Here is a 22,307-nt window from a genome sequence, read left to right on the forward strand (position 1 = left end):
AAAAGCATGATAAAGCCTTGATACACACGCGAAAGCCATAAAAGCAGGAAGGCGGTAAAAAAGCGGAGGTTGTTTTGGAAGGGCAAAGGTCGGGACTAATGGTCGGGAATCCTATACCCAATGTGGGGTATTTTTGAGTAAAGACGATGGAATTGTAGAGAAAAGGACATGAAATTGTAGAGAAAAGGTAGATTGCCTGCGGCGTAGATTGCCCTACGGGCGTAGATATTGTGAATTTGAAGTTTGCTGATTGGATGGTTTGCTGAATGTTTTCTTTTACGGCGAAGCTATTCTACTTCTAGCCAAAAGATTGCATGATGCGTAGATTTTGTTTTTAGAGTTGAATTAAGAAGGTTTATCGCCAAAGCTTGTGGTGATGATCCGTGGTTATTTTTTTCTTTGTCACTTTTTGCTTGATCAAAAAGTAACCAAAAAATCAAGGCTGATATTTCTTCTCCAAATTGGGACGGGATAGTGCCAATACAATAATTTACTTTCAATTTGATTTTTGTCTGGCTTCTACGCGCTAAAAATGAGTGGATCTCCTCCGGGTACCCCTACGGAGCTAACTCATTTTCTTAACGCACTTCGAATCCTGACAAAAACCGCAGAAATATAGGCCATCGTTTCATCCAAGTGACGTTCGGCTGGAGGTGATCGTATACTTCTTACTCCGTAGTTTATGCGCTAAAAATCATTCCTATGATAAAACTTCTGCTACAATGAACAAAACGTTTATAGCCTTATCCACACTCCTAAAGAAACCTAATTTGCTTTGCTCCCTATGCCATCCGGCGGTCATCTTCACAATCTTTAGAGCTGAAAACTACGGTAAAAGCCGTAGTTATACATCAGTTGCTGAGAGCAATAGTAGATTGGCTGCGGGGATTAAATGGTAGATGCCTACGGCGTAGATTTTGTTATTTGATTTGAACTCAGAAGGTTTATCACCAAAGCTAGTGGTGATGATCAGTGGTTATTTTTTTCTTTGTCACTTTTTGCTTGATCAAAAAGTAACCAAAAAATCAAGGCTGATATTTCTTCTTCAAATTGGGACGGGATTGCGCCAGTACAATAATTTACTTTCAATTTGATTTTTGTCTGGCTTCTACGCGCTAAAAATGAGTGGATCTCCTCCGGGTACCGCTACGGAGCGAACTCATTTTCTTAACGCACTTCGAATCCTGACAAAAACCGCAGAAATATAGGCCATCGTTTCATCCACGCGAAGTTCGGCTGGAGGTGATCGTATACTTCTTACTCCGTAGTTTGTGCGCTAAAAATCATTCCTATGGTAAAACCTCTCCTGCATTGAACAAAACGTTTATAGCCTTATCCACACTCCTAAAGAAACCTAATTTGCTTTGCTCCCTATGCCATCCGGCGAAGCCATTCTACGCCTCGGCTAATCAAGAGGCAATCTACGCGAAGCGTCTACCCCGAATCTACTCTACCAATTCCGGATGCTCCTTTTCCAAGCGCTCGTAGATTTTCTTTACGTCTTGGGCTTTTTCTTTTTGGAGGACGAGGATGGCGTCTGATGTTTGGATCAGGAGGGTGTCTTTGAGTCCGAGGAATTCCGTGTGGATCTTGGTACCGATCACCATGTTTCCAAATTCATCGGGCTCTTGTCCCTGCTTGATGAGATAGTCGTAGATGGACACGAAAGAACCCATGTCTGACCAATGGAAATTGGAGGGAACCACTTTGATTTTCTTGGTCTTTTCCATCACGGCATAATCCACGGAAATGGATGGTATCTGCATGGATTGTTCGAAATCCAAAAAGCCATCTTTTCGGGAATCAAATGCCGCTTTGGAATTTTGATAAAGAAGGGGTTCAAAGGATTTCAGTTCGGCTAGGAATGTTCCGGCCTGAAAACAAAACATCCCTGAATTCCAGAGGAAATTGCCTTTGGCGAGGAATTTTTCGGCTGTATCCAAATTTGGCTTTTCCCGGAAACCCTTTACTTCTTCCCCATCTGCCTCGATATAGCCAAAACCTGTTTCGGGTTTGGTGGGCTGCAACCCAAAGGTGACGACAAAACCTTCTTTGGCCAATGCGATGGCCCTTTGGACATTGACACCGTATTGGTCTACCCCCTCGATCAAATGATCGGAAGGCGTCACGAACAAGACGTCATTTGGATCGGATTGGAAAGCCGCAAAGGCGATGGCTGCCGCCGTATTCCTGGGACAGGCTTCGATGATTTCCGAATAATGGGTTTCACCAATTTCACGCAAATCTTTGCGGGACAATTCATAGTTGTCCTTACTGCCGACCACCACGATGGTATCCGAAAAAGATTTGTTGCGCAAAACTGTTTTCTGAAAAAGCGTTTGTCCTTCAAAAATGGGAAGGTACTGCTTGGGACTGCTTTTCCTTGAAAGTGGCCATAGCCTAGAGCCGACACCTCCGGAAAGAATTACGTTGATGATTTTCAAATTGAAGTGTCTTTATGGTAAGAGAAGAAAGGGAAATGTAAAGGGTAGAGAAATAGTAGAGAATCAGTAGAAGCCTGCGGCGTAGATTGCGCTAGGCGCGTAGATTTCGGGTATTTTAAGCTTTACGATTTGATTTGGGCTTGGCCGATTTCTAAGGGGAAGCCCAATTAACCCGTTGTATGCCATCTCAATTCTTTTCCGGCCTTAAATTGTTTTATAATCAGTCGGTTGTTTCCTGTTTTTGACTTCATCCTATCGGACCATAAATGATTATCCAAATAATTTGATTCTCCAGTAGTTAGCGCCCTATTTGGAAGTCTATTGCATATGACGGGTTGAAGCCAGATTAAAATCTCCTCTCGAATGCTTCTTCAAAAAACGGTCCAAACGGATTTCCACAGCTTCGCCCTTTCGGTCCCATTTAGAGGGCCTTCAGCAAGTGGGATTTCTGAATCAACAAAGAAAGGAAACCCCTTAAATATTTTGCTGATGGATCGAAATTAATCCAAATGGCTTTTTTTGACGCACCAAACAACCAGAATATTCTGGATTTAGGAAAAGATCTCCACAATCAATCGCGCTCAAAGATAACAGCTGCGTATTTTATTTACCCACTCCAGATCCTATTTTTTGAATAATTAAAGTACCGATCAGGAATTCAACAGGTGGGATTAAGCGTGTTGCACTCGAAATGATCGGTTGTTTCCGCCCTCCTTCCGCTGGAAACTGACGTCCCGCGGAGATTTAATATCATGCATGCCCCAATACCAAGCTGAAATTGATTCATGATCAGCTTTTGTTTGCTGTATTCGACTTCCCCCTATCGGTACCAGGCCTAGTGCTCCAAATAGTCTGATTTTCTTGCTGTTTCAAGCCCATTAGAAAATGGAGTGCATATTTCGGGCAATACTTTCTTCAATCAATCTTTTTTTTCAAGACCTCCCAGAGCGAGGCAAAGGTGGTGCTGTCGTGAATCACGAGAATATGGGTGTGGACAAACTTTTCAATCAGGCAGCATTCATTCTCCCCATTATGCCCCAGGATTTGGTTGGACGCCCAGTTTTTTGTTTTTGAAAAGGTCTCGGCTCCCATTGCTTCCAAAGTGAAAGCACTTTGGACATCTGAATGATACTCCCTACCAAATTCATATTTTTTGTGCCAGACGGCCAGTGGTTTTTCGTCATACCACAATTTATATACCGTAGTGGGTCGATTGTCCACTTTTTTGACATACCTATTGATTTTCAGAGGCAAACCCAATACCTTAACTTTCGCCGAAAGTTTGAGGTGCATCTTCTGGTCTTCCTTCCAGAAAGCATTGCCAAGCGAAAGTGCGCCTTTGTAAGGGAAACACGCATTCTCCGGCACGCCAATAAGCTTATAATTTAGTTCGGCAAACAGGGGGACAGGATAGAAAAAATCAGAGATATGGCTGTATTCGTAATCAATCATCCAACCATCTTTCATCAGACTTTTGGATTTTTTACCATTCAGAATTAAGCGAAGCATATTGATAAAACTCATAAGTATAAATAAAAATTAGTCAAAAGAAAGCAGGGGTTTAAGCCTGCAAGAAGTATAAAATTTAAGGCAAGCCTGATGTCCGACCAATGGGTAAAAATTATCCCATCATGGTGTAGCCGTTGATAAAAGAACTTAAATAGTTTTTTTTGGGAAAAAGCTTTTTTGGGCATTATCAACAGGAAAAATGCTGATAATGCGTCAAATATACCTCTTTAAATTTTATACAATACTGCTTTTTCATAAAAAAAGCCCTCTCCAGATAGAGAGGGCTTTGGGGAATTTTCAATGCCTTGATGTGGAGGAATTTACACCAAATCAAAAGGATCAAGACAATTTACTTCTTTTTAATGCACGCTTCCACCAAGGGAGTTGGACTTCATCATGGTAGCCATAAGATCCACCATAGCCGTAACCGTATCCATAACCATAACCATAACCCCGATCGATATGAACGTCATTTAAGATGCCATACATTTTGGAAACGCCTCCTTTTTCAACCAGGTTGTTCAGGATTTGCAAATTGGCTTTTTGGGAATAGCCCTGACGGAAAACGAAGAAATTCACATCCGAATAGGCAAAAAGTTCTTTGGTTTCCGAGACCAAGCCCACGGGTGGACAATCCAATATGACCACATCGTAATGCTCCTTTATCTCTTTCATGATTACAGCGAATTTGTCCTGAAGCAAAAGCTCTGCGGGATTTGGTGGAATCGGACCGGAAAGGATGATGTCCAGGTTGTCATACCCTGATGGTTTGACCACTTGTTGCCAAGGCATATCCGTGCTCAGGCAGGTACTCATCCCCTTGTCATTGACGGTATTGAAGTCCTGTGCAATTTTGGGTTTTCTCAAATCCAATCCGATCAAAAGGGTCTTCTTTCCCATCAGGGAATAGACGGAGGCCATGTTGATGGAGATAAATGTTTTTCCTTCGCCCGAAATGGTAGAGGTAAACAAAAGCGTCAGTTGTTTTTTGGGACTCAAATAGGACATGTCTGCCCTGAGATTCCGGAAAGCCTCGGTCACCGAAGACCTTGGATTGTTCAAGACCGGTTTGGGATCTTCTGCATTGTTTCTCCCGATCATTCCAATCAGGGGAACCTTGATCTGATTTTCCAAATCTTTGGGATCCTCGATCTTGGTGTTGAGGAAATCCTTGATCGTAATAAAGCCTATCGGCAGGACCATCCCCAAGATCAAACCGATCAAGAGGTTCAGTGTTCTTTTGGGGGCAACAGGTACTGACCCCGCTTTGGCAAAATCCAACACGGAATTTTTAGGCATATTGGAGGCCTTGGTGATTTCGGCCTCTGCCCGCTTTTGAAGCAGGTAGATGTAAATATTTTCATTGATGGCGAACTGCCTTTGGATGCCCAACAACTTTCTTTCCGTTTCCGGCAAAGCATTGATTTCCTTTTCGATGATCGCTACCCTTCTTTTCAAATCTACGAGCAAATTGTTGGTGTTTTGGATTGCAGAACTGACATTTTCCTGCAGCGCCTTTTTCGTGTTCTGGATCTTGCTTCTCACCTCCCGCACCACCGGGGTTTGATCTGAAAAATTGGCCGTCAAGCGCACCCTCTCTGCCTGCAATTCACTAAGATTCGCCACCAGTGCATTGAGCAAGGGATCCGTAACTCCGGTGAGAGAAGGTGCGATCAATCCGTCCAATTGATCGTTTTTGAGGTAAGTGAGAAGTGTATTGTAGTATTTGAGGGAGATTTCGGATTGGGATTTTTCCTTTTCCAATTCCTGTAACCTTTCAAACACCAAAGAACCTTCCTCACTCAGGTTAAAAATCCGGTTTTCTGAACGGTAGGTTTGAAGCCTGTTCTCGAAAAAGGTGAGTGAATCCGTGATCCCGGACAGTTGCTGCTCTATAAATCGGATGGTACTCTCAGAAGATCGATTTTTTTCTTTCAATTCCCTTTCCAGGTAAACGTCCATCAATTTGTTGATATAATCTTCTCCCAATCTTCTGATGGGCGTCTCCAAAGTCAAGGTAAGGATGGAAGCCTGTTTGTTGATCGGGGTAATGTTGATCTGGTTCTTGAAAGACAATGCCAGCGAGGGAACATCCCGAAGGGTGAAAAAGATTTCCTCGCCTGTCAAGGCAGACGTATTGTTGACCGTAAATTTAAAATTTTCGCCCTGAATGGGTTCTCCAAAGGTATACACTCCTTTGTTCAGCGAATTTTGGGTCAATTGCGTTTTGTAAAAAGGATCCGCAGGATTGAACACTTGAAATTCCTCCTCTGCAATGTCCAGTTCAAATTTATTGTCCCCTATCGCTGTCAGTTTGAGCATTCCACCCACCAATTGGGGATGGTTCCAATCCACGCTGACGTATACGGGTACGTTTCCGTAAATCTGGGTGGTTCTTAAAAAACCCTCTTTAAAATAAGACACATTCAGTGTCAATTCATTGATGGCTTCAACCGCAAGGGTGTAGGATTTGAGTATCCCGATTTCGTTGTCGATGTTGTTTTTCCCCTGCAAAAGTCCCGAAGATTCAAAAAGGTCCGTTCCCAAGGCAGGCTTGTCATCTGCCACCACCACAGTGGCTTCCACTTGGTAGATGGGCGTGGTATACCGGGTGATAAAGAATGCAGCCAAAACCCCAATCAGCATGCAGCCCAGGATCAGGGGCCAAAACTTGAGATAATTGAATAAGAGCACTTTTAAATCAATCTCGTCTTCATTTTCGGGACGAAAGGGAGCGGGATTGGGATTTTGATTGGAATGAGGAGTGTTCATAAAATCTTATTGCGTAATACTATTAAGGTCGTTGACAAGTGAATGGATGGGGACTGCAAACTCCGTTCCTTATCCGCAGGATGTTGTTTTTGGAAAAATGCCTAAGGTAGGGCTGGATAAGGTGATGCATTGAAAATTTTTATTTTTGTTGGTCTGTGGGTGTCCATCAAAACAGGACTCCATGGTCCTTGTTTCAGGATTGTTCTGGTTAAGCGCTTTAATCTCGTGATGCGTCTGCGTGGGCAGAAACACATCTTTTTTGAATCTAAATATTACAAATGCACCTGGGAACTTCAACCATTAGAATGAAGTGGAAACTGTACAAGTAAAGCCAATGGGGCATTTCCTCTTTCACTTTTCCTCAATTTCAGGATTTTTTCTACAAGTGCCTTTCCTCAATCCTGTGGAATCCACATTTTAGGATAAGCCCCATTGATGGTTTATAAAAACCGATTGAAATCCGCTCTTACCGATTGGCCATTGACAATTGGTTTTTTGGGATCTCTAGATTCCACGACCAATAAATTCATGATTTCAAATAATTCACAAATTTATGAAATAATTTGATGGAATGTTACAGTTTTCGGTAATAAAGAAGGAAGTGCCACTCCTCTTGGTTGAAAAGGATATTTTGAAATAAAATGCGATTGCAATTCAACCCGAAATATGCAGTAGGTTTCCAAATGGGATTGGAACTGAAAAAAAATCAGACTATTGGGAGAACAATTCCTGACACCAATAGGGTGAAGTCAAAAATAGTCAACAACTAATTGATTATCAGTAAATTAAAATATTAAATGGAGTTCTTAATGCATAAAACGGGCAAAACCCAAACCCTATTTGTTATTCATGAAAGATGCCTTCCACTTCAAAATCATACTGTAGAGCAGTTTGATTCTGAAATGGAAGGCAGATCCAAATTTGGTCTTTTCTTCTCTCTCTAAATTATTTGTGTTTTGCTTCGAAAGCAGTCCTTGATTTCATCACCTAAGATTTGACCATGCGCCTTATTGATGATCAGCGCATGTTATCCTCTGCTACCTTTGATCTTTTTAACACTCTTTTTCCACCAGGATTTTTTCTGGACATCATGGTATCCATAACTGTCTCCATAACCATAGCCGTAACCATATCCGTAACCATAACCCCTTTCAACATGGGCATCATTGAAGACGGCATAAACTTTTTTAACGCCTCCTTTTTCTACGAGATTGTTTAACACTGCAAAGTTTTCTCTTTCGGAATATCCTTGTCTAAAGACGAAGAAATTGACATCCGAATACTGAAACAGTTCTTTGGTCTCTGACACCAATCCAACAGGAGGACAATCCAATACCACAACGTCATATTCCTCCTTTACTTCCTTCATAATTTCTTTAAAATAATCTTGAAGCAGCAATTCAGCTGGGTTAGGTGGAATAGGTCCAGATAAAATGACATCCAAATTTTCGAAGCCCGATGACATCACCACTTCCCTCCAGGGCTTGTTGGTGCTGAGACAGGTACTGATACCGACATCGTTGGTCAGTCCAAAACCTTCCGCAATTTTTGGTTTTCTTAAATCCAGTCCAATCAGGACAGTTTTTTTACCCATCAAAGAGTATACGGAAGCCATGTTGACCGACGCAAAGGTTTTACCTTCTCCAGACACACTGGAAGTAAACAACAGCGTGATTTTTTCCTTATTTGCAGCGAGATAGGACATATCCGCTCTCAAACCCCTGAAGGATTCAGTTACTGAAGACCGCGGACTGTTTAAAACAGGCAAGTCATCATTGGTGGTATTTCTGCCAATCACCCCTATCAGAGGAACATTCAATCGTCTTTCCAAGTCTCTCGGATCTTCGACTTTTGTATTCAGAAAGTGTCTGAAAGATATAAATCCGATGGGAAGGATGAAACCCAACATGAACCCGAACATGAGATTTCTCTGAGGCTTTGGCGAAATAGGTCCGCTTTTGGCTCTTGCCAAATCCAAAATCTGATTTTTAGGCATATTTGAGGCCCTGAGAATTTCTGCTTCTGCCCTTTTCTCAAGAAGGTAGATATAGATATTTTCGTTGATTGAAAACTGTCTTTGAATCCCCAGCAATTTGCGTTCGGTTTCCGGAAGACTGTTTATCTCCCTTTCAATCATACCGATTCTCGATTTATAATCTCCCAGGATGTTGTTTGTGTTTCTTATTGCAGATCGAACATTCTCCCTAAGGGCTCTTTTTGTACTTTCGATTCTGCTTGCGATTTCCTTCAAAGCAGGGGTTTCGGCTGAATAATTGGAAGAAAGTCTGATTCGTTCGGCCTGTAGCTCACTGAGATTGATGACCAATGCATTCAACAAGGGATCCGCTGCGCCCATGATGGAAGGAGCCATCAAATCATCCACCTGATCATTGTTCAGGTAATTTTCTAAAGTTTCATAGATACGGAGATTCATCTCCGTTTGGGATTTTTCTTTTTCCAGGTCCTGTAAACGTTCAAAAATCTGGGTACCCTCCTTGCTGAGATCAAAAATCCTGTTTTCAGATCTGTACTTTTCCAGCCGGTTTTCGAAAAAGGTCAAAGAATCGGTTATTCCACTCAACTGATTTTGAATAAACAGGATCGTGTTTTCAGCTTCTTTGTTCTTTTCCTTAAGTTCCCTGGCCAGATACATCTCCATAAGCTTATTGAGATAATCTTCACCGATACCTTTTACAGGAGTCTGAATCGCCAAAGTAAGAATAGAAGATTGCTTATTGAGTGCTGAAACAGAAATCAGGTTTTGATATTGAAGCGCAAGTGACTGGGTGTCTTTTAACTGGAAAAATATCTTATCTCCATTCAATCCAGAAAAATTTTCCACTTTAAATTTGAAGTTGTCTCCTTGGATAAGTTCTCCAAATTTGAAAGTCCGATCGAATTTGACCGGGTTTTTCAAGGTGGATTTATTGAAGGGATCATTGGGGTGAAAAATAATAAACCCTTCATCTTCCACAGAGAGTGTAAAAGAATTCTGGTCAATAATTTCCAATTTAAGCTTACCCCCCACCAATTGCGCGTGTTTCCAATCGACTTCAACGAATATTGGAACACTCCCGTGCAGCTGCCTGCTGGCAAAAACACCTTCGGTAAAATACAGCACATTCAGATTCAAGTCCTCAAGTGCTTCTTCAGCCATGGAATAAGAAGTCAGAATCCCGATTTCATTGTCAACATTGCTTTTGTTGGTAAAAAGACCTGAAGCCTCAAAGAGATCAGACCCCAGCTTCGGTTTGTCATCAATGACTATAACCGTTGATTCTACTCTGTATATCGGCGTTGAATAGCGATTGAAAAAGAAGGCTGCAACCAGACCGATCAAGACAGAAATCAATATCAATGGCCAAAATTTCAGGTATTTGAATAACAATACTTTTATATCATTCTCGTCACCTTGATTAAATTTTAGCTCAGAACCCTGATTAGAATCTTTGTTGGGAGGATTATTCATATTATTTGGTGAGTAAATTTAATACTAAAGCAAAAGCAGAAATCGAAGAAACCAACAAAGCCAAGGTTTGGGTGACATTTTCCCCTGAACCAAGTTCTCTGACTCTCATGGGTTCAGCATATATCTGATCATTGGGTTGGATAAAGTAAAAAGGGCTGCTGATGATATTCCTGTCCATTAGGTTGATTCTATGCAGTTTGGTGCCTTCCGGATACTGTCTGATCAGGAGAATTTGGTCTCTATTGGCTACGGTAGTGAGGTCACCTGCTTGCGCAATGGCTTCAAAAATGGTCATTCTGTCCTGAAGAATGGTGTATTTACCCGGTCTGCGGAACTCTCCAAGAGTAGCGAAACGAATACCGCCCAACTTAACTTTCACATACAGTTCTGTGGTCACATATTTTTTCAACTCGGTTTCCAACAAAAGACGGGTTTCATCGATGGTTAGGTTTTTCACATTGACTTCGCCAATGATCGGCAATCTGATATTGCCTTCTCTGTCCACTGAATACCCTGTCATGTAGTAGATATCTCCACCTGATTGGGCCATTTGACCCATCATTGCTCCACCACCGGCGGCACCTTGATCTTTCAGATTGAATCCACTCTTGATGAAGTCCTCAGAGGTTTTTATGTCTATGTCTATGATGTCATTGAATTGTAATCTGTACTCCGGGATTTCATAAGTCATCATTTGACCTTCGGGAATGACCTCATTCCCATCCAAATTCTGGAGATAGATCACTTTTTTATTCGGCACACAGGAGAAACTTACCCAGATTAAAATAGGGAGAAGTAAGATTTTAGAAAATTTTCGCATAAGAAGTTATAAATGATCGTGATACAGGATAGGCACAAACTAAAATAATTGTATTTTTTTGAACTGTTAAACAAAGAAATTTCGGATTTCAGAAACGACCTTATCCACCATTTCTTTTGTCATCCCTGGCCAAATAGGAATACTCAGGGAAGTGTTCGATAATTCTTCTGCAATCGGGAAATCCCCTTTCTTGTAACCCAGATGTTCGTAGGCAGCTTGAAGATGCGGTGGCGTCGGGTAATGGATGAGCGTACCGACACCATTGGCGTTAAGGTGTTGCTGCAACGCATCACGCATTCCCGTCCGGATGATGTATAAATGGTAAACATGTGTGGATCCTTCCAGCGTACTGGGCAAAATCAAGTCTCCTAAACCCTTCAATCCTTGGTCGTACCAGGAGGCAATCTCCTGACGCTGTTTGGTCCATTTCATAAGGTATTTCAGCTTCACCTCCAAAAATGATGCCTGCAATTCATCCAACCTCATGTTGAAACCTATTACCTCATGTTTGTATTTGAGATTACTGCCATAATTTCTCAGCTTCATGACGTTTTCAAGATGAAATTCATCGTCCGTTGTTACTGCGCCCGCATCACCCAAGGCACCTAAATTTTTGCCAGGATAAAAACTTGTTGCATTTACATTTCCAAAACTTCCGGTAAGCTTACCCGCATAGGTGGCTCCATGTGCCTGCGCATTGTCTTCCACAATCCACAGCTTATGATTTTGCGCGATTTCCATAATTTCGCCCATCGCACAGGCCTGACCATATAAATGGACAGGCATAATGGCTTTGGTTTTGGAAGTAATGGCCTGTTCCAATTTTGTTGGATCGATGTTGTAGGTGAGGGGATCAGGCTCCACAAAAACAGGAGTGGCACCCACATACGAAACTGCCAAGACAGTGGCAATGTAAGTATTGGAGGGTATAATCACTTCGTCACCTTCGCCAATGCCAAGTGACTTAAGACAAAGATGCAATGCATCGAGTCCATTGCTTACGCCAATGGCATATTTGACTTGGTTGAAGACGGCATAGGAAGCCTCAAAAGTTTTGAGTTTGTCTCCCATGATGTACCAATAGCCATCGTAAACTTCTTCAAAGGCTTGCAACATTTCTGAACGAATGGAGGAATGTGCTGCTTCAAAGTTTAAAAAAGGAACAACTGTCATTTTGTTTTATATTGCTTAAATTCCTGATAATTTCTTAAGTAATCCGCTTCATCGTAAAGCGTTGAGGCCAATACCAGGCAAATAGAACCTGAAGAAAAATTATCCAACTCTCTCCATAAACCTGAAGGCATATATACGGCATTGTAAGGACGATTCAGATGAAAGGTTCTTTTGATATTCCCGTCATCCACTATCAAATCAAAACTTCCACTTGCGGCAACAATCAGCTGCTGAAGTTCAAGGTGGGCATGTCCGCCTCTGGCTTCGCCCCCCGGCACATCGTAGAGATAGTATACCCTTTCTATATCAAAAGGCGCTTCAATGTTGTTGTTGACAGAGGTTATTCTGCCTTTTTCTGAATGATTTTGGGGCAATTGGATCAGAGAACAATCATATACTGTGGTGTTTTGCATCAATTTAAAATTTGATATTGTTCAAAATTCCGGATATAATCATTTTCATCGAATTTTTCGCTGGAAACATGAAGTCCAAGTGAGTTGGTGGAGAAATTCTCCATGTGTCGCCATGTTTTTGCGGGAATTAACAGCCCATAATAAGACCTGTTCAATGATATTTTAGTCTCGTTTCCTGCCTTGTCCGTCACCACCACATCAAAACTCCCACTGAGTGCAATGATCAACTCGTGCTGTTTAAAAAAGGCATGACCGCCTCTGATTTCACCACCGGAAACATCATAGGTCCAGAAAACTCTTTGTATCTTAAAGGGGATTTGGGCGTTATTTTCTAAAAAAGTAAGGTTCCCTCGTACGTCATTTATCTTGGGTAATTCTATCAATCTAAATTCTTTCATATTTAATATACTCCATTAACCATACCCAAATTCATTATCGGTTATTAGATCGCCTAATCTTTTGATTTTTTAAGCAGAATGAAACCTTGCATACCGCTTGAGTGGAAAAGCAGAGGTAAAACCCAGTATTGCAGTGCAAATATACGCTTAAACGCAACACCTTTACTCAAAAGATCGGTGAAGATACAATAATAAAACAAATATGTACCAATCCTTTAAGAAGTCATGGCTTATCCATTTGAACCCGGGTTATGCATTGGCAATTCCATTCCAAGCTGAAATTGATTCATTACCAGTCAGCTGTTTACAATTTTTGACTTCACTTAATCGCCAAAATGCGTCTTTCTCCAATGCGTCTGATCTTCTCCCATTTATTTGATCAAAATGAACACCCCGGATCTTACAATCTTTTCCCCGGTGATGGAGGTGAATTTGGCTTTATAAACATAATTCCCGTTTGGTGTAGGCAATCCATTGAGTGTGCCATCCCAACCTCTGGATTCCAGACTGTTTGTTTCAAAGATCAAGTCCCCCCAGGTATTGAAAATCATAAATTCCATTTCGGCCATTCCCCGGAATGCGGGCAAGAAATAATTGTTTTTCCCATCTTCCCTATTTGGGGTGAATGCGTTGGGAATCTTTAAGAAATAATCTGCAAATACGGTGACAATTCCGGTTATTTCGTCAAAACAACCCATGTCATTTTTCACATATAAGGTGACCAGGTAATCTCCTTTTTCGTCGTATTGATGAACAGGATTTTCCAGAGTGCTTCTATTTCCATCTCCGAAATCCCATAACCATTCTATCGGGTCACCAACAGAGATATCCAAAAACTTAATAGGCTCTCCTAAAAATGCATCTATGTATCCTGCATCATTTTGGAAAACAATCCCATTGACTTCAATTTCGTAGTCGGCATCCATGACCTCTTCCGCAATATAAACCATGACTCTGGAGGGCAGGGTATAACATTCGGCTCCTTTAAAAGCTACCGAAACAAGGTATTCACCGGAAGCGGAGATGGGCGTCAGTTCATCTGCCCTGAGTATTTTACCCACCGGATCTTTGATGATATAATCATATTTATCTGTGTCAAACCCGATAATCTGAGCTGTAATATCCACCCTACCGGTGGGATCACAAGAAGGTGCAGGTTGATTGACACGCAATACCGGAATTGGGTCCACCAGCACCTCTACAGGATCCGAGGCATCAGACCCACATCCGTTTTTATTGATGGCAATCACTTCATAAATCCCTGCTTCTTTGACCAATAGCATCGACTGGTTTTCTGTTATGGGAACGCCGTTTCTAAACCAGGAATAGTCGTCCGCATTTGTTTCAGCATTCAATATGAGTGATTCTCCTGCGCAGATGCTGTATCTATCCAATGCATAGGCAGACCCTGCCGTTCCAAAAAGGAACAGGATAAGCGGTACAACAGGGTATATCAAACAGGACCTATTCATCATTTTCAATAATATTTGCAAATTGCCTAATCTTCAGTTTTTCTTCCCCCGATGACCCTAATGGTGGGTTTTTCAGGCAAAGGGTCTACAATAATTTTCATTGGCACAGGACCATAAATAGGCCTGTTCGATTCATCCATTAAAACGCCATAGATGGTGTAAGGTGTCGGTTGGGTCACCATTCCCTGAATTCTCACCTCTCCATTGACATTGTAAGACACATTCCATCCCTGAACTGTTTCTATCAATAATGTTGCTGCAGAATCAATGAAGTACATGATGGTCAATGGCCTGCCTCTTCTGTTTTGAATGACCGGCCTAAACACCAACAGGTCCCCTTCACATATCACCCTATCTTCCAAAACCAAAATCGGCAGGGGTTCAAGGGTTGGATCTCCACAATCTCCTGACAAAATACTGATTTCTATACTGTCAACAGCAGAGCATGCATTGCCCCCATCGGAAGTTCCGACAATCACTTGATAGACCATTCCGATTTGAAGCGTTTCATTTTGACTAACAGGAATCCCTTTATCATCAAACCATTCCCAAGCCTGATCAATATCGGTATTTGCCGCCCTCAAATCGGCGAGTGTTATTGCATCGGTTTCGCAGATTTCAAAGCTCCTGGGGGGAAGTGGATTGATGGTTTGCTGCGTGATCACAAAATCCACTTCTACGACCTTTCTTTTGATGCAATTGCTACTTTCGTCAGACTGCACCGCAAAATAAATGTTGTTGAAATTGACATCGGCGCCCTGCGGAATTTCATTTCCATCCTGATCTTCCCATTTGGTTTGCTGAGAGGCATCCAGCCTACCTTCCTGGATCAACCTGGCCTCAAGCGCATCTAAACTGATGGTTTCAAATTCACAATACGTGTAGGTGACAGCAATTTTTTCATCTATAGGATCCTCGACTTTAATTTCAAAATTTGTTTCCCTAAACTCGGGGCATTGATCAGCAGCAACAGGAGCCTTTACCTGAACAGCAGTCCAGATTCCTGCTTCGGATATCAAGACAGTCTGACTGTCCACAGGATCCCCATTGCCATCTATCCAATCGATCGGTCCAAAATCAGTATCCAGAAAAGCTTCCAAAACAGAAAATGCGATTTCCTCTCCTGAACAGATCACATATTCTTCATTTGCCACTGTTGGAGCGCTGGCTTGGGTGGATGTAACAGTGATGGACGTGACATCCTGAACCGGACAGCCATTGCTTTCGTAAATTTGGAATGCCTCATAAACGCCAGCGCTCAGCATATCTGCCGGGTTGATCACAACACCCGCAAACCTCCATTCAGAAACAGGAACAGCTCCCGAATTATTCACCAATCCAAAAAGGGCTTCCTCAACAGTCAAGGCAAAGAAATCGCTTTCGCAGAATTCATAATTTTCGAGATACGTTTCACCTTCCTCTAATTGGGTATTTATTTTCAGGTCCGTCAGCAGTTGGACACAACCATTGCTGTCCATCACCCTAATTGCATAATTTCCAACAGGAAGTCCTTCAAAAGCATATTCTCCGTTACCCAGATCCACTAAGGTTCCCACATTGGCATCGTTTAGCGCTTCATCCAAAAGTGCAATGCTGTACTCATCTCCGGTATCAAGGAATCCTCCAAGAATACTGAAGAATATTTTACCGTCTTCGGCTCCGCAAGCAGCGTCTTCTACTCTCTCCAATTCCAAAGCCATAGGCTCGGCAGGATTCAAGCTATCCTTTTTGAGGGCAATACACTGTCCACTTCTGACAGCCGCTTCAAAGTCTCCTGATTGAACACCAAGAAATTCAGGAGAACTCTGCCAGTTGATTCCATCAATGCTATACTCATAATTCCCGTTTCCACCGCTTACATCGACGAATCTCACCATGCCCCCATCTTCAGGGCATAGCTCCTCTACAACTTCCAGGTCAAAATTGATCCCTGGCAGAACCGTTAAATTTACATTCCCAACAAAACCTTCACAGGTTCCCTGACCTGTGACGATCACAAAGAGTTCCATCGTCCCTGTCAATCCATCAATACTCAGATTCCCTGTCGCATCCAATGTATAAAGGACACCGGCGTTGAACATTCCATCCGTGATGGCGTCTGTAAGTGCTCCATCAAAAAACCATTGATAAACAGGATCAGCATTCGTCTGTAAGATTTCCGGAGTCAATTCTATAATTTCTCCTTCACAGACCTCAGGTGCATCCACAAGAATCTGCGTAGGCCCATCTTCCAATTCTGTGTTGGTTGACCAATCAAAAACACAATCTGCAGCATCGATTATCCTTATGTAATAATTTCCTGAGCCAAGACCTGAAAAAGAAACCCGCCCTTCTGCGACATCTGTTTTTTCTTCAATCAGAATTGTTCTGGCTTGATCCTCAAAAAGCTGCACCCTATATTTTGGCCAACCACCACTTACCTTCAGGGTAATCCTGCCGATGTTCTCTCCACAAGAAGGGTTGATGGTACTTACCGGATCTACACCTATTTCCTTATCAGGCCCTTCTACAATGACTTCCCCAATCCATTGGCAGGTATTGGCTGCCAAAACTTCAATTGTATAAGTTCCGACACCGAAATTCATGGCTTCCAAAGCAGAGGCGCTCATTAGAGCGGAACCATCTACAGAGAATTCCCAATCGGCTTCTGGATTCACAGGAATGATTTTACCACTCTCTTCTCCAAAGCAAACGATAGGAATGATATCAAAAACAGGGTCCGGAGCCTCATTGACAGTAATGGTAAAAGAAATTTCTTCCTGAGTACAATTGACCAACATGGTGTATGCATAAACCCCGGGAGAAAGACCTACTATATTCAAGCCCCTGTTTTGAGGGACGTTATTTATAAATGTAAATACTACCCCGGTTTGGGAAGGGTCACTTCCCTCATTGATAAGCTCCTGAAGACCCGGGCCTTTGTACCAGGTGACTTGTAGATTACTAGCGGAGGGAACTTGATTTTGACTATTGACAGTAATCCCAACTGCCGGATCTATATCCTCTTCGCAAATTTCAACATCGTCGATTGCCGTAAAATCCGGTTCCGGTGCAGTGCCAACCACAATCGGGAATTCGAAAACACATCCAGCCCGATCAGTGACCTTAAGAATATAAGAACCCATTGCAAGGCCTTCCAAAATACCCGCATTATCGACACCGATGGCATTGCCGTTTTCATCTTGCCATTCCCAAGTGTAATCCCCAAATCCTCCGGTTATCTGATCAATTTCAATACTCCCAATATCAGCCCCACAGCTTGTTGGAATGGCAATCAATACTGCATCAATGGGCTCCTCCGCAAGGTTGATCGTTGCTGTAATTTCAGCTTCACAACCAAATGCAGATTCTACCGAAATCACATATTCACCAGCTCCGGTAACAGTAAATGTGTTTTCCACTTGCCAAGTGGAGCCGCCATCTATGCTGTAGCTGAAATCACCTCTTCCACCTGAAGCATTAACAGTAATTGTGATTTCTTCCTCAGGATCACATATTTCATTCCTGTAATCCAGCTCGAGAGTAATCGCCGGCACTACGGTCAATTTAAGTTCCTGCAGTGGTGGCGTACAGATGCCAGCTCCTGTCACCCTCAAAAAGTAAGTCAAGATTACTTCTTCGGAATTGGTAAAACCGGATATGGCAAGTTCACCTGTTGAAGAGTTGACCGTGTACGTCAAGCCATCATTGGCATCCAAGCCATTCTGAACCTGAACGGTCCGCGCAGCATCCTTGAACCAGGTGGCGGTGAAAGCATTTCCAGCAGCGTCAATATTTGGGAGTATTATGGCCTCTTCATCGGCGCAGACCTCCAATGGATCAACTGAAACCTCTATTTCTATCCCTTGATCATTAGGGACTTCATCTCCTCCTTCCACCAAACAACCGTTGAGGTCTGTGATGGTCCAGGTGTAATTTTCAGAAGGAAGCAATCCTTCAAACAAATAAACTGTACCCCCACCGCTTATTATAGGCGTAACAGCCAATAGATTCCCATCCAAGAGGAGCGCCACATTATAACCTCCGGCCGCTAATGGTGTGCCGCCGCCGATTTCAAACCTAATGGAACCATCAGGCAGACCGCAGGAAGCATCTTCTATATTTACTGTGAGATTCAAAACCTCAGGCTTGTTGAAATCCAGAGAAAAATCTATGGAACAAGTTCTTAAATTCGAGTTGTAGACCTCAACAACATATATACCCTCTACAAAAGTGGCAGCCACATTGATTAATTCCTGCTCTGTTAATTCCGAAAGGGCCACAAACCCAGCCGGACCGCTGACCACATCAAAGCGATAATCATCATTCCCCTCAGAAATGGTCAACACAAAATCATCTCCGTCACACAATATCGGTTCCACTTTGATTTGCGCAAAGGGCAATGGATCTATCTGAATACTGGTTTGCAAAACTACATTTGTACATGCTACAAGCAATTCATAGTTATAAATCCCGGGTTGTAGGCCATTTATCTGTAAGGCAGGAGAATCTGTCCCCACTCCCAATAAGGTATAAGTGGCAGATCCAACCGTTGCATTGTTGCTCAACTCAGTTCTGGAACCATCACTGTTGATCAGATACCAGAGGACATTCAGATTTTCAGCATCAGGTTCAGTGTTGGTTGCGGAAATCACAAAATTTCCGTTGGTGTCTCCCTCACAGACTTCCACTGGACCCTCTATCGTAAATATAGGATCCGGTGCAGTTTCAATTTCAATGGGGAAATCCACAAAGCATCCATTTCTATCAAAAACCCTAAAGAAATAATTGCCTTCTGCTAAATCCGTCAGTGTATAAGGAGTATTGTTCCATACTTCCTTAAAAAGAGGAGTATCGGTTATTGGATCATTTCCCTCCGCATAAAATTCCCAGATAAATTCAGGTCCGAATCCACCTGTGATGCCATCAATCTGAATTGATCCATTGTCCAAACCGCAGTTTGCATTTGACAAATCAAAATCCAAGGATATTTCGGATTCAGGGAGACTAATAATTATCGGTTCAAAAACTGTGGAACAACCTGCATCTCCCGAAACCGTAAGGGAATATTCTCCAGCAGGCACATTTTCAAAGAGGGTGCCGCTCTGGGTTAAATTGATACTGTTCCCAGCAAAATCCACTCCTGCAAGGGTGACGGTATAATTGTCATCTTTTCCGCCTGCCAAATCTCTGATTTCAATATTCACCCTGTCACTTTCCAGACATATCTCAGAAGCATAATCAAGGGAAAAAGTAATTTCAGGATAAACCGTGAGCGTTAATTGATCAGTTGCAGTACAAAGCAGTGTACCGGTGACTTCCAAATCGTAAATAATATCTGTGACAATTCCTGCAGTTAGATTACTTACCTGTAAGACTCCACCCGAAAGCAGATTATGAATAAAGCCATTTGAACTTTGAAATCCATCCGTGATCGCCACGCCATCCAATGTCCAAACATATTTCAGCACAGGAGCCTGCGCATTTGAAACTTGAGGTTCCAAAAGCACCACCGCCCCATCTTGAGCACAAACCTCAATGTCTTCCAAGATTAATTCAACTGGAGTTCCAGGAACGTCTTCAATTTCAAAAAGGCCACTTAATTCGCAGCCATTTTCATCCTTCACAGTCCAACTATAACTGCCAGAGGCAAGGCTTGTGAAGATATAGTTGCCAGAAGCATCTCCTTGAGACATTGTATTGCTGTAGCCATCTGGGCCACTTAAGGTCAATAGGTATTGATTGCCTGGAAAAGGAGTCCCTCCTGAAAAAGATAAACTTATTGTGCCGTTATCTTCCGCACAAGAGGCAGGTATGATCTCATTTTCAATAAAAATTATTGGCGTTGGCTGTTCGAAATGAATGGTTTGCGAAACGAAACATCCAGTTCCTTCAGTGAATATTTCAATGATATACTCTAAATTCCCCATAAAGTCACCTGCCAAAGCCATTCCTATAAGCTGTTGCTCATCAAAAACGCCGGCAAACTCATTGTTTGGAAAACGATAGCGGTAATCCGGATTGGGATTATTCACAAACAGAATGAAATTGTCATCGTGGCAAAGCAGTGCTTCTGCAAGAAGAGTCGCTTTTGGCAGTGGATTCACTGTAACTTCCACCTTGAGTGGCGGCACGTCGCAGGTATTGTCCCCTGAAATTCCAACCCAGTATTCGTACACAGCATTCCGGCCTTCCAATCCGCTGATGGACAACTGTCCGGAACCGTTGTCTGTGTAGGTAACTCCTCCCGCCGAACTTACGGGCTGCGTGAGCGCTTCATCAAAATAAAATTGATAGACAGGGATAGCCAAGGGAACACCTTCATCAATCATTTCTGCAATGATGATCGCAGTATCGTCCTCGCAGATTTCCAGTACCGATGCGGCGGAAATCCCGAACTCCGGTCCATCCGACGGTGCTACAGTGAAATTATCCTCTATGCTTGGGCAGTCGTTGGCATCGAAAACAGTGTAGCTGTAGTCACCCGGAGCCAATCCGGTAAATTCAATGCTTGTTGCTCCGGCAGCAAAGGGTACAGATTCATTGAATCCGTTGTTGCCGGCTATTTCAATTCTGTATGCTCCAAGACCTCCCGTTGCAGTGATCAGCACCACGCCGTTGTCAAGTTCGCAGCTGGTATCCGTCACCGCGTGAGTGGGGATGATCGGATCAGGGGAACTGATGGTAAATCCAAACCCGGGAACTTCACAGTTTAATGTGGAAGAGATATCCGTGATCGTGACCGAATAAGTGCCCTGCAAAAGTGCCAATGCTTCCAGTGCATCCTCGGTAAGTGCAGTATGGGATTCCGGTCCGCTAACCGTGTATCGGTAATCATCATTCCCATCCCCAATCAGCACACTGCCCAAACCGTCATGACAGAGCGCATCGACTCCGGTGAAAACCGCTTCCGGAAGGGGGTGCACTGTAACTTCCACCTTGAGTGGCGGCACGTCGCAGGTATTGTCCCCTGAGATTCCAACCCAGTATTCGTACACAGCATCCCGGCCTTCCAGTCCGCTGATGGACAACTGTCCGGAACCGTTGTCTGTATACGTCACTCCTCCCGCTGAACTTACAGGCAGGGTGAGCGCTTCGTCAAAATAAAATTGATACACAGGGACAGCCAAGGGGATACCTTCATCAATCATTTCTGCAATGATGATCGCGGTGTCGTCCTCGCAGATTTCCAGTACCGATGCGGCGGATATCCCGAACTCCGGTCCATCCGACGGTGCTACAGTGAAATTATCCTCTATGCTTGGGCAGTCATTGGCATCGAAAACAGTGTAGCTGTAGTCTCCCGGAGCCAAACCGGTAAATTCAATGCTTGTTGCTCCGGCAGCAAAGGGTACAGATTCAGTGAATCCGTTGTTGCCGGCTATTTCAATTCTGTATGCTCCAAGACCTCCAGTTGCAGTGATCAGCGCCACGCCGTTGTCAAGTTCGCAGCTGGTATCCGTCACCGCGTGAGTGGGGATGATCGGATCAGGGGAACTGATAATGAATCCAAATCCGGGAACTTCACAGTTCAAAACGGAAGAGATATCCGTGATCGTAACGGAATAAGTGCCCTGCAAAAGTGCCAATGCTTCCAGTTCAACCTCGGTAAGTGCAGTATGGGATTCCGGTCCGCTGACCGTGTACCGGTAATCGTCATTCCCATCCGCAATCAGCACGCTGCCCAAACCGTCATGGCAGAGCGCATCGACTCCGGCGAACGTTGCTTCCGGAAGGGGGTGCACTGTAACTTCCACCTTCAATGGCGGCACGTCGCAGGTATTGTCCCCTGAGATTCCAACCCAGTATTCGTACACAGCATCCCGGCCTTCCAGTCCGCTGATGGACAACTGTCCGG

Annotated in this window: 11 protein-coding genes; all 11 read right to left on the reverse strand. The window is 43.2% G+C overall.

The window, feature by feature from the left end; genetic code table 11:
- Nucleotides 1–287: 287 nt before the first annotated feature.
- The 11 genes from F824_RS0123660 to F824_RS27780 all read right to left on the reverse strand — a co-directional run bounded on the left by F824_RS0123660 (nt 288) and on the right by F824_RS27780 (nt 22,299).
- Nucleotides 288–500, reverse strand: a complete 213-nt coding sequence (locus tag F824_RS0123660; protein ID WP_019600425.1) for a hypothetical protein — start codon at nt 498–500, stop codon at nt 288–290.
- A gap of 945 nt (nt 501–1,445) precedes the next feature.
- Nucleotides 1,446–2,444, reverse strand: a complete 999-nt coding sequence (locus tag F824_RS0123670) for a mannose-1-phosphate guanylyltransferase (protein ID WP_019600427.1) — start codon at nt 2,442–2,444, stop codon at nt 1,446–1,448.
- A 915-nt stretch (nt 2,445–3,359) separates the two neighbouring features.
- Nucleotides 3,360–3,968 carry a hypothetical protein gene (locus F824_RS0123680; protein ID WP_019600430.1) on the reverse strand — a complete coding sequence of 203 codons (609 nt, stop codon included), beginning with the start codon at nt 3,966–3,968 and terminating at the stop codon, nt 3,360–3,362.
- A gap of 324 nt (nt 3,969–4,292) precedes the next feature.
- The gene (locus F824_RS0123695) at nt 4,293–6,725 is read right to left on the reverse strand and encodes a GumC family protein (protein ID WP_019600432.1); all 2,433 of its coding nucleotides are present in this window, start codon (nt 6,723–6,725) and stop codon (nt 4,293–4,295) included.
- 1,027 nt (nt 6,726–7,752) lie between these two features.
- Nucleotides 7,753–10,194 carry a GumC family protein gene (locus F824_RS0123710; protein WP_019600435.1) on the reverse strand — a complete coding sequence of 814 codons (2,442 nt, stop codon included), beginning with the start codon at nt 10,192–10,194 and terminating at the stop codon, nt 7,753–7,755.
- A 1-nt stretch (nt 10,195) separates the two neighbouring features.
- On the reverse strand, nt 10,196–11,014 hold the full coding sequence (locus F824_RS0123715; protein ID WP_026333894.1) for a polysaccharide biosynthesis/export family protein: 819 nt from the start codon (nt 11,012–11,014) through the stop codon (nt 10,196–10,198).
- Between the two features lie 66 nt (nt 11,015–11,080).
- A complete protein-coding gene (locus tag F824_RS0123720) occupies nt 11,081–12,187 on the reverse strand; it encodes a DegT/DnrJ/EryC1/StrS family aminotransferase (protein WP_019600437.1) in 1,107 nt (368 codons plus the stop codon).
- Complete coding sequence (locus tag F824_RS0123725) at nt 12,184–12,600, reverse strand: sugar 3,4-ketoisomerase (protein WP_019600438.1); 417 nt, start codon at nt 12,598–12,600, stop codon at nt 12,184–12,186. Before F824_RS0123725 ends, F824_RS0123720 begins: the two co-directional genes overlap by 4 nt.
- On the reverse strand, nt 12,600–12,998 hold the full coding sequence (locus F824_RS0123730; RefSeq protein ID WP_019600439.1) for a sugar 3,4-ketoisomerase: 399 nt from the start codon (nt 12,996–12,998) through the stop codon (nt 12,600–12,602). The genes F824_RS0123725 and F824_RS0123730 overlap by 1 nt, the downstream gene beginning before the upstream one ends.
- Nucleotides 12,999–13,369: 371 nt before the next feature.
- Complete coding sequence (locus F824_RS0123735) at nt 13,370–14,473, reverse strand: T9SS C-terminal target domain-containing protein (protein ID WP_033405660.1); 1,104 nt, start codon at nt 14,471–14,473, stop codon at nt 13,370–13,372.
- A gap of 23 nt (nt 14,474–14,496) precedes the next feature.
- On the reverse strand, nt 14,497–22,299 hold the full coding sequence (locus tag F824_RS27780; RefSeq protein WP_033405662.1) for a hypothetical protein: 7,803 nt from the start codon (nt 22,297–22,299) through the stop codon (nt 14,497–14,499).
- Nucleotides 22,300–22,307 lie beyond the last annotated feature (8 nt).

Origin of the sequence: Rhodonellum psychrophilum GCM71 = DSM 17998, from assembly GCF_000381545.1 — a bacterium.
GTDB lineage: Bacteria > Bacteroidota > Bacteroidia > Cytophagales > Cyclobacteriaceae > Rhodonellum > Rhodonellum psychrophilum.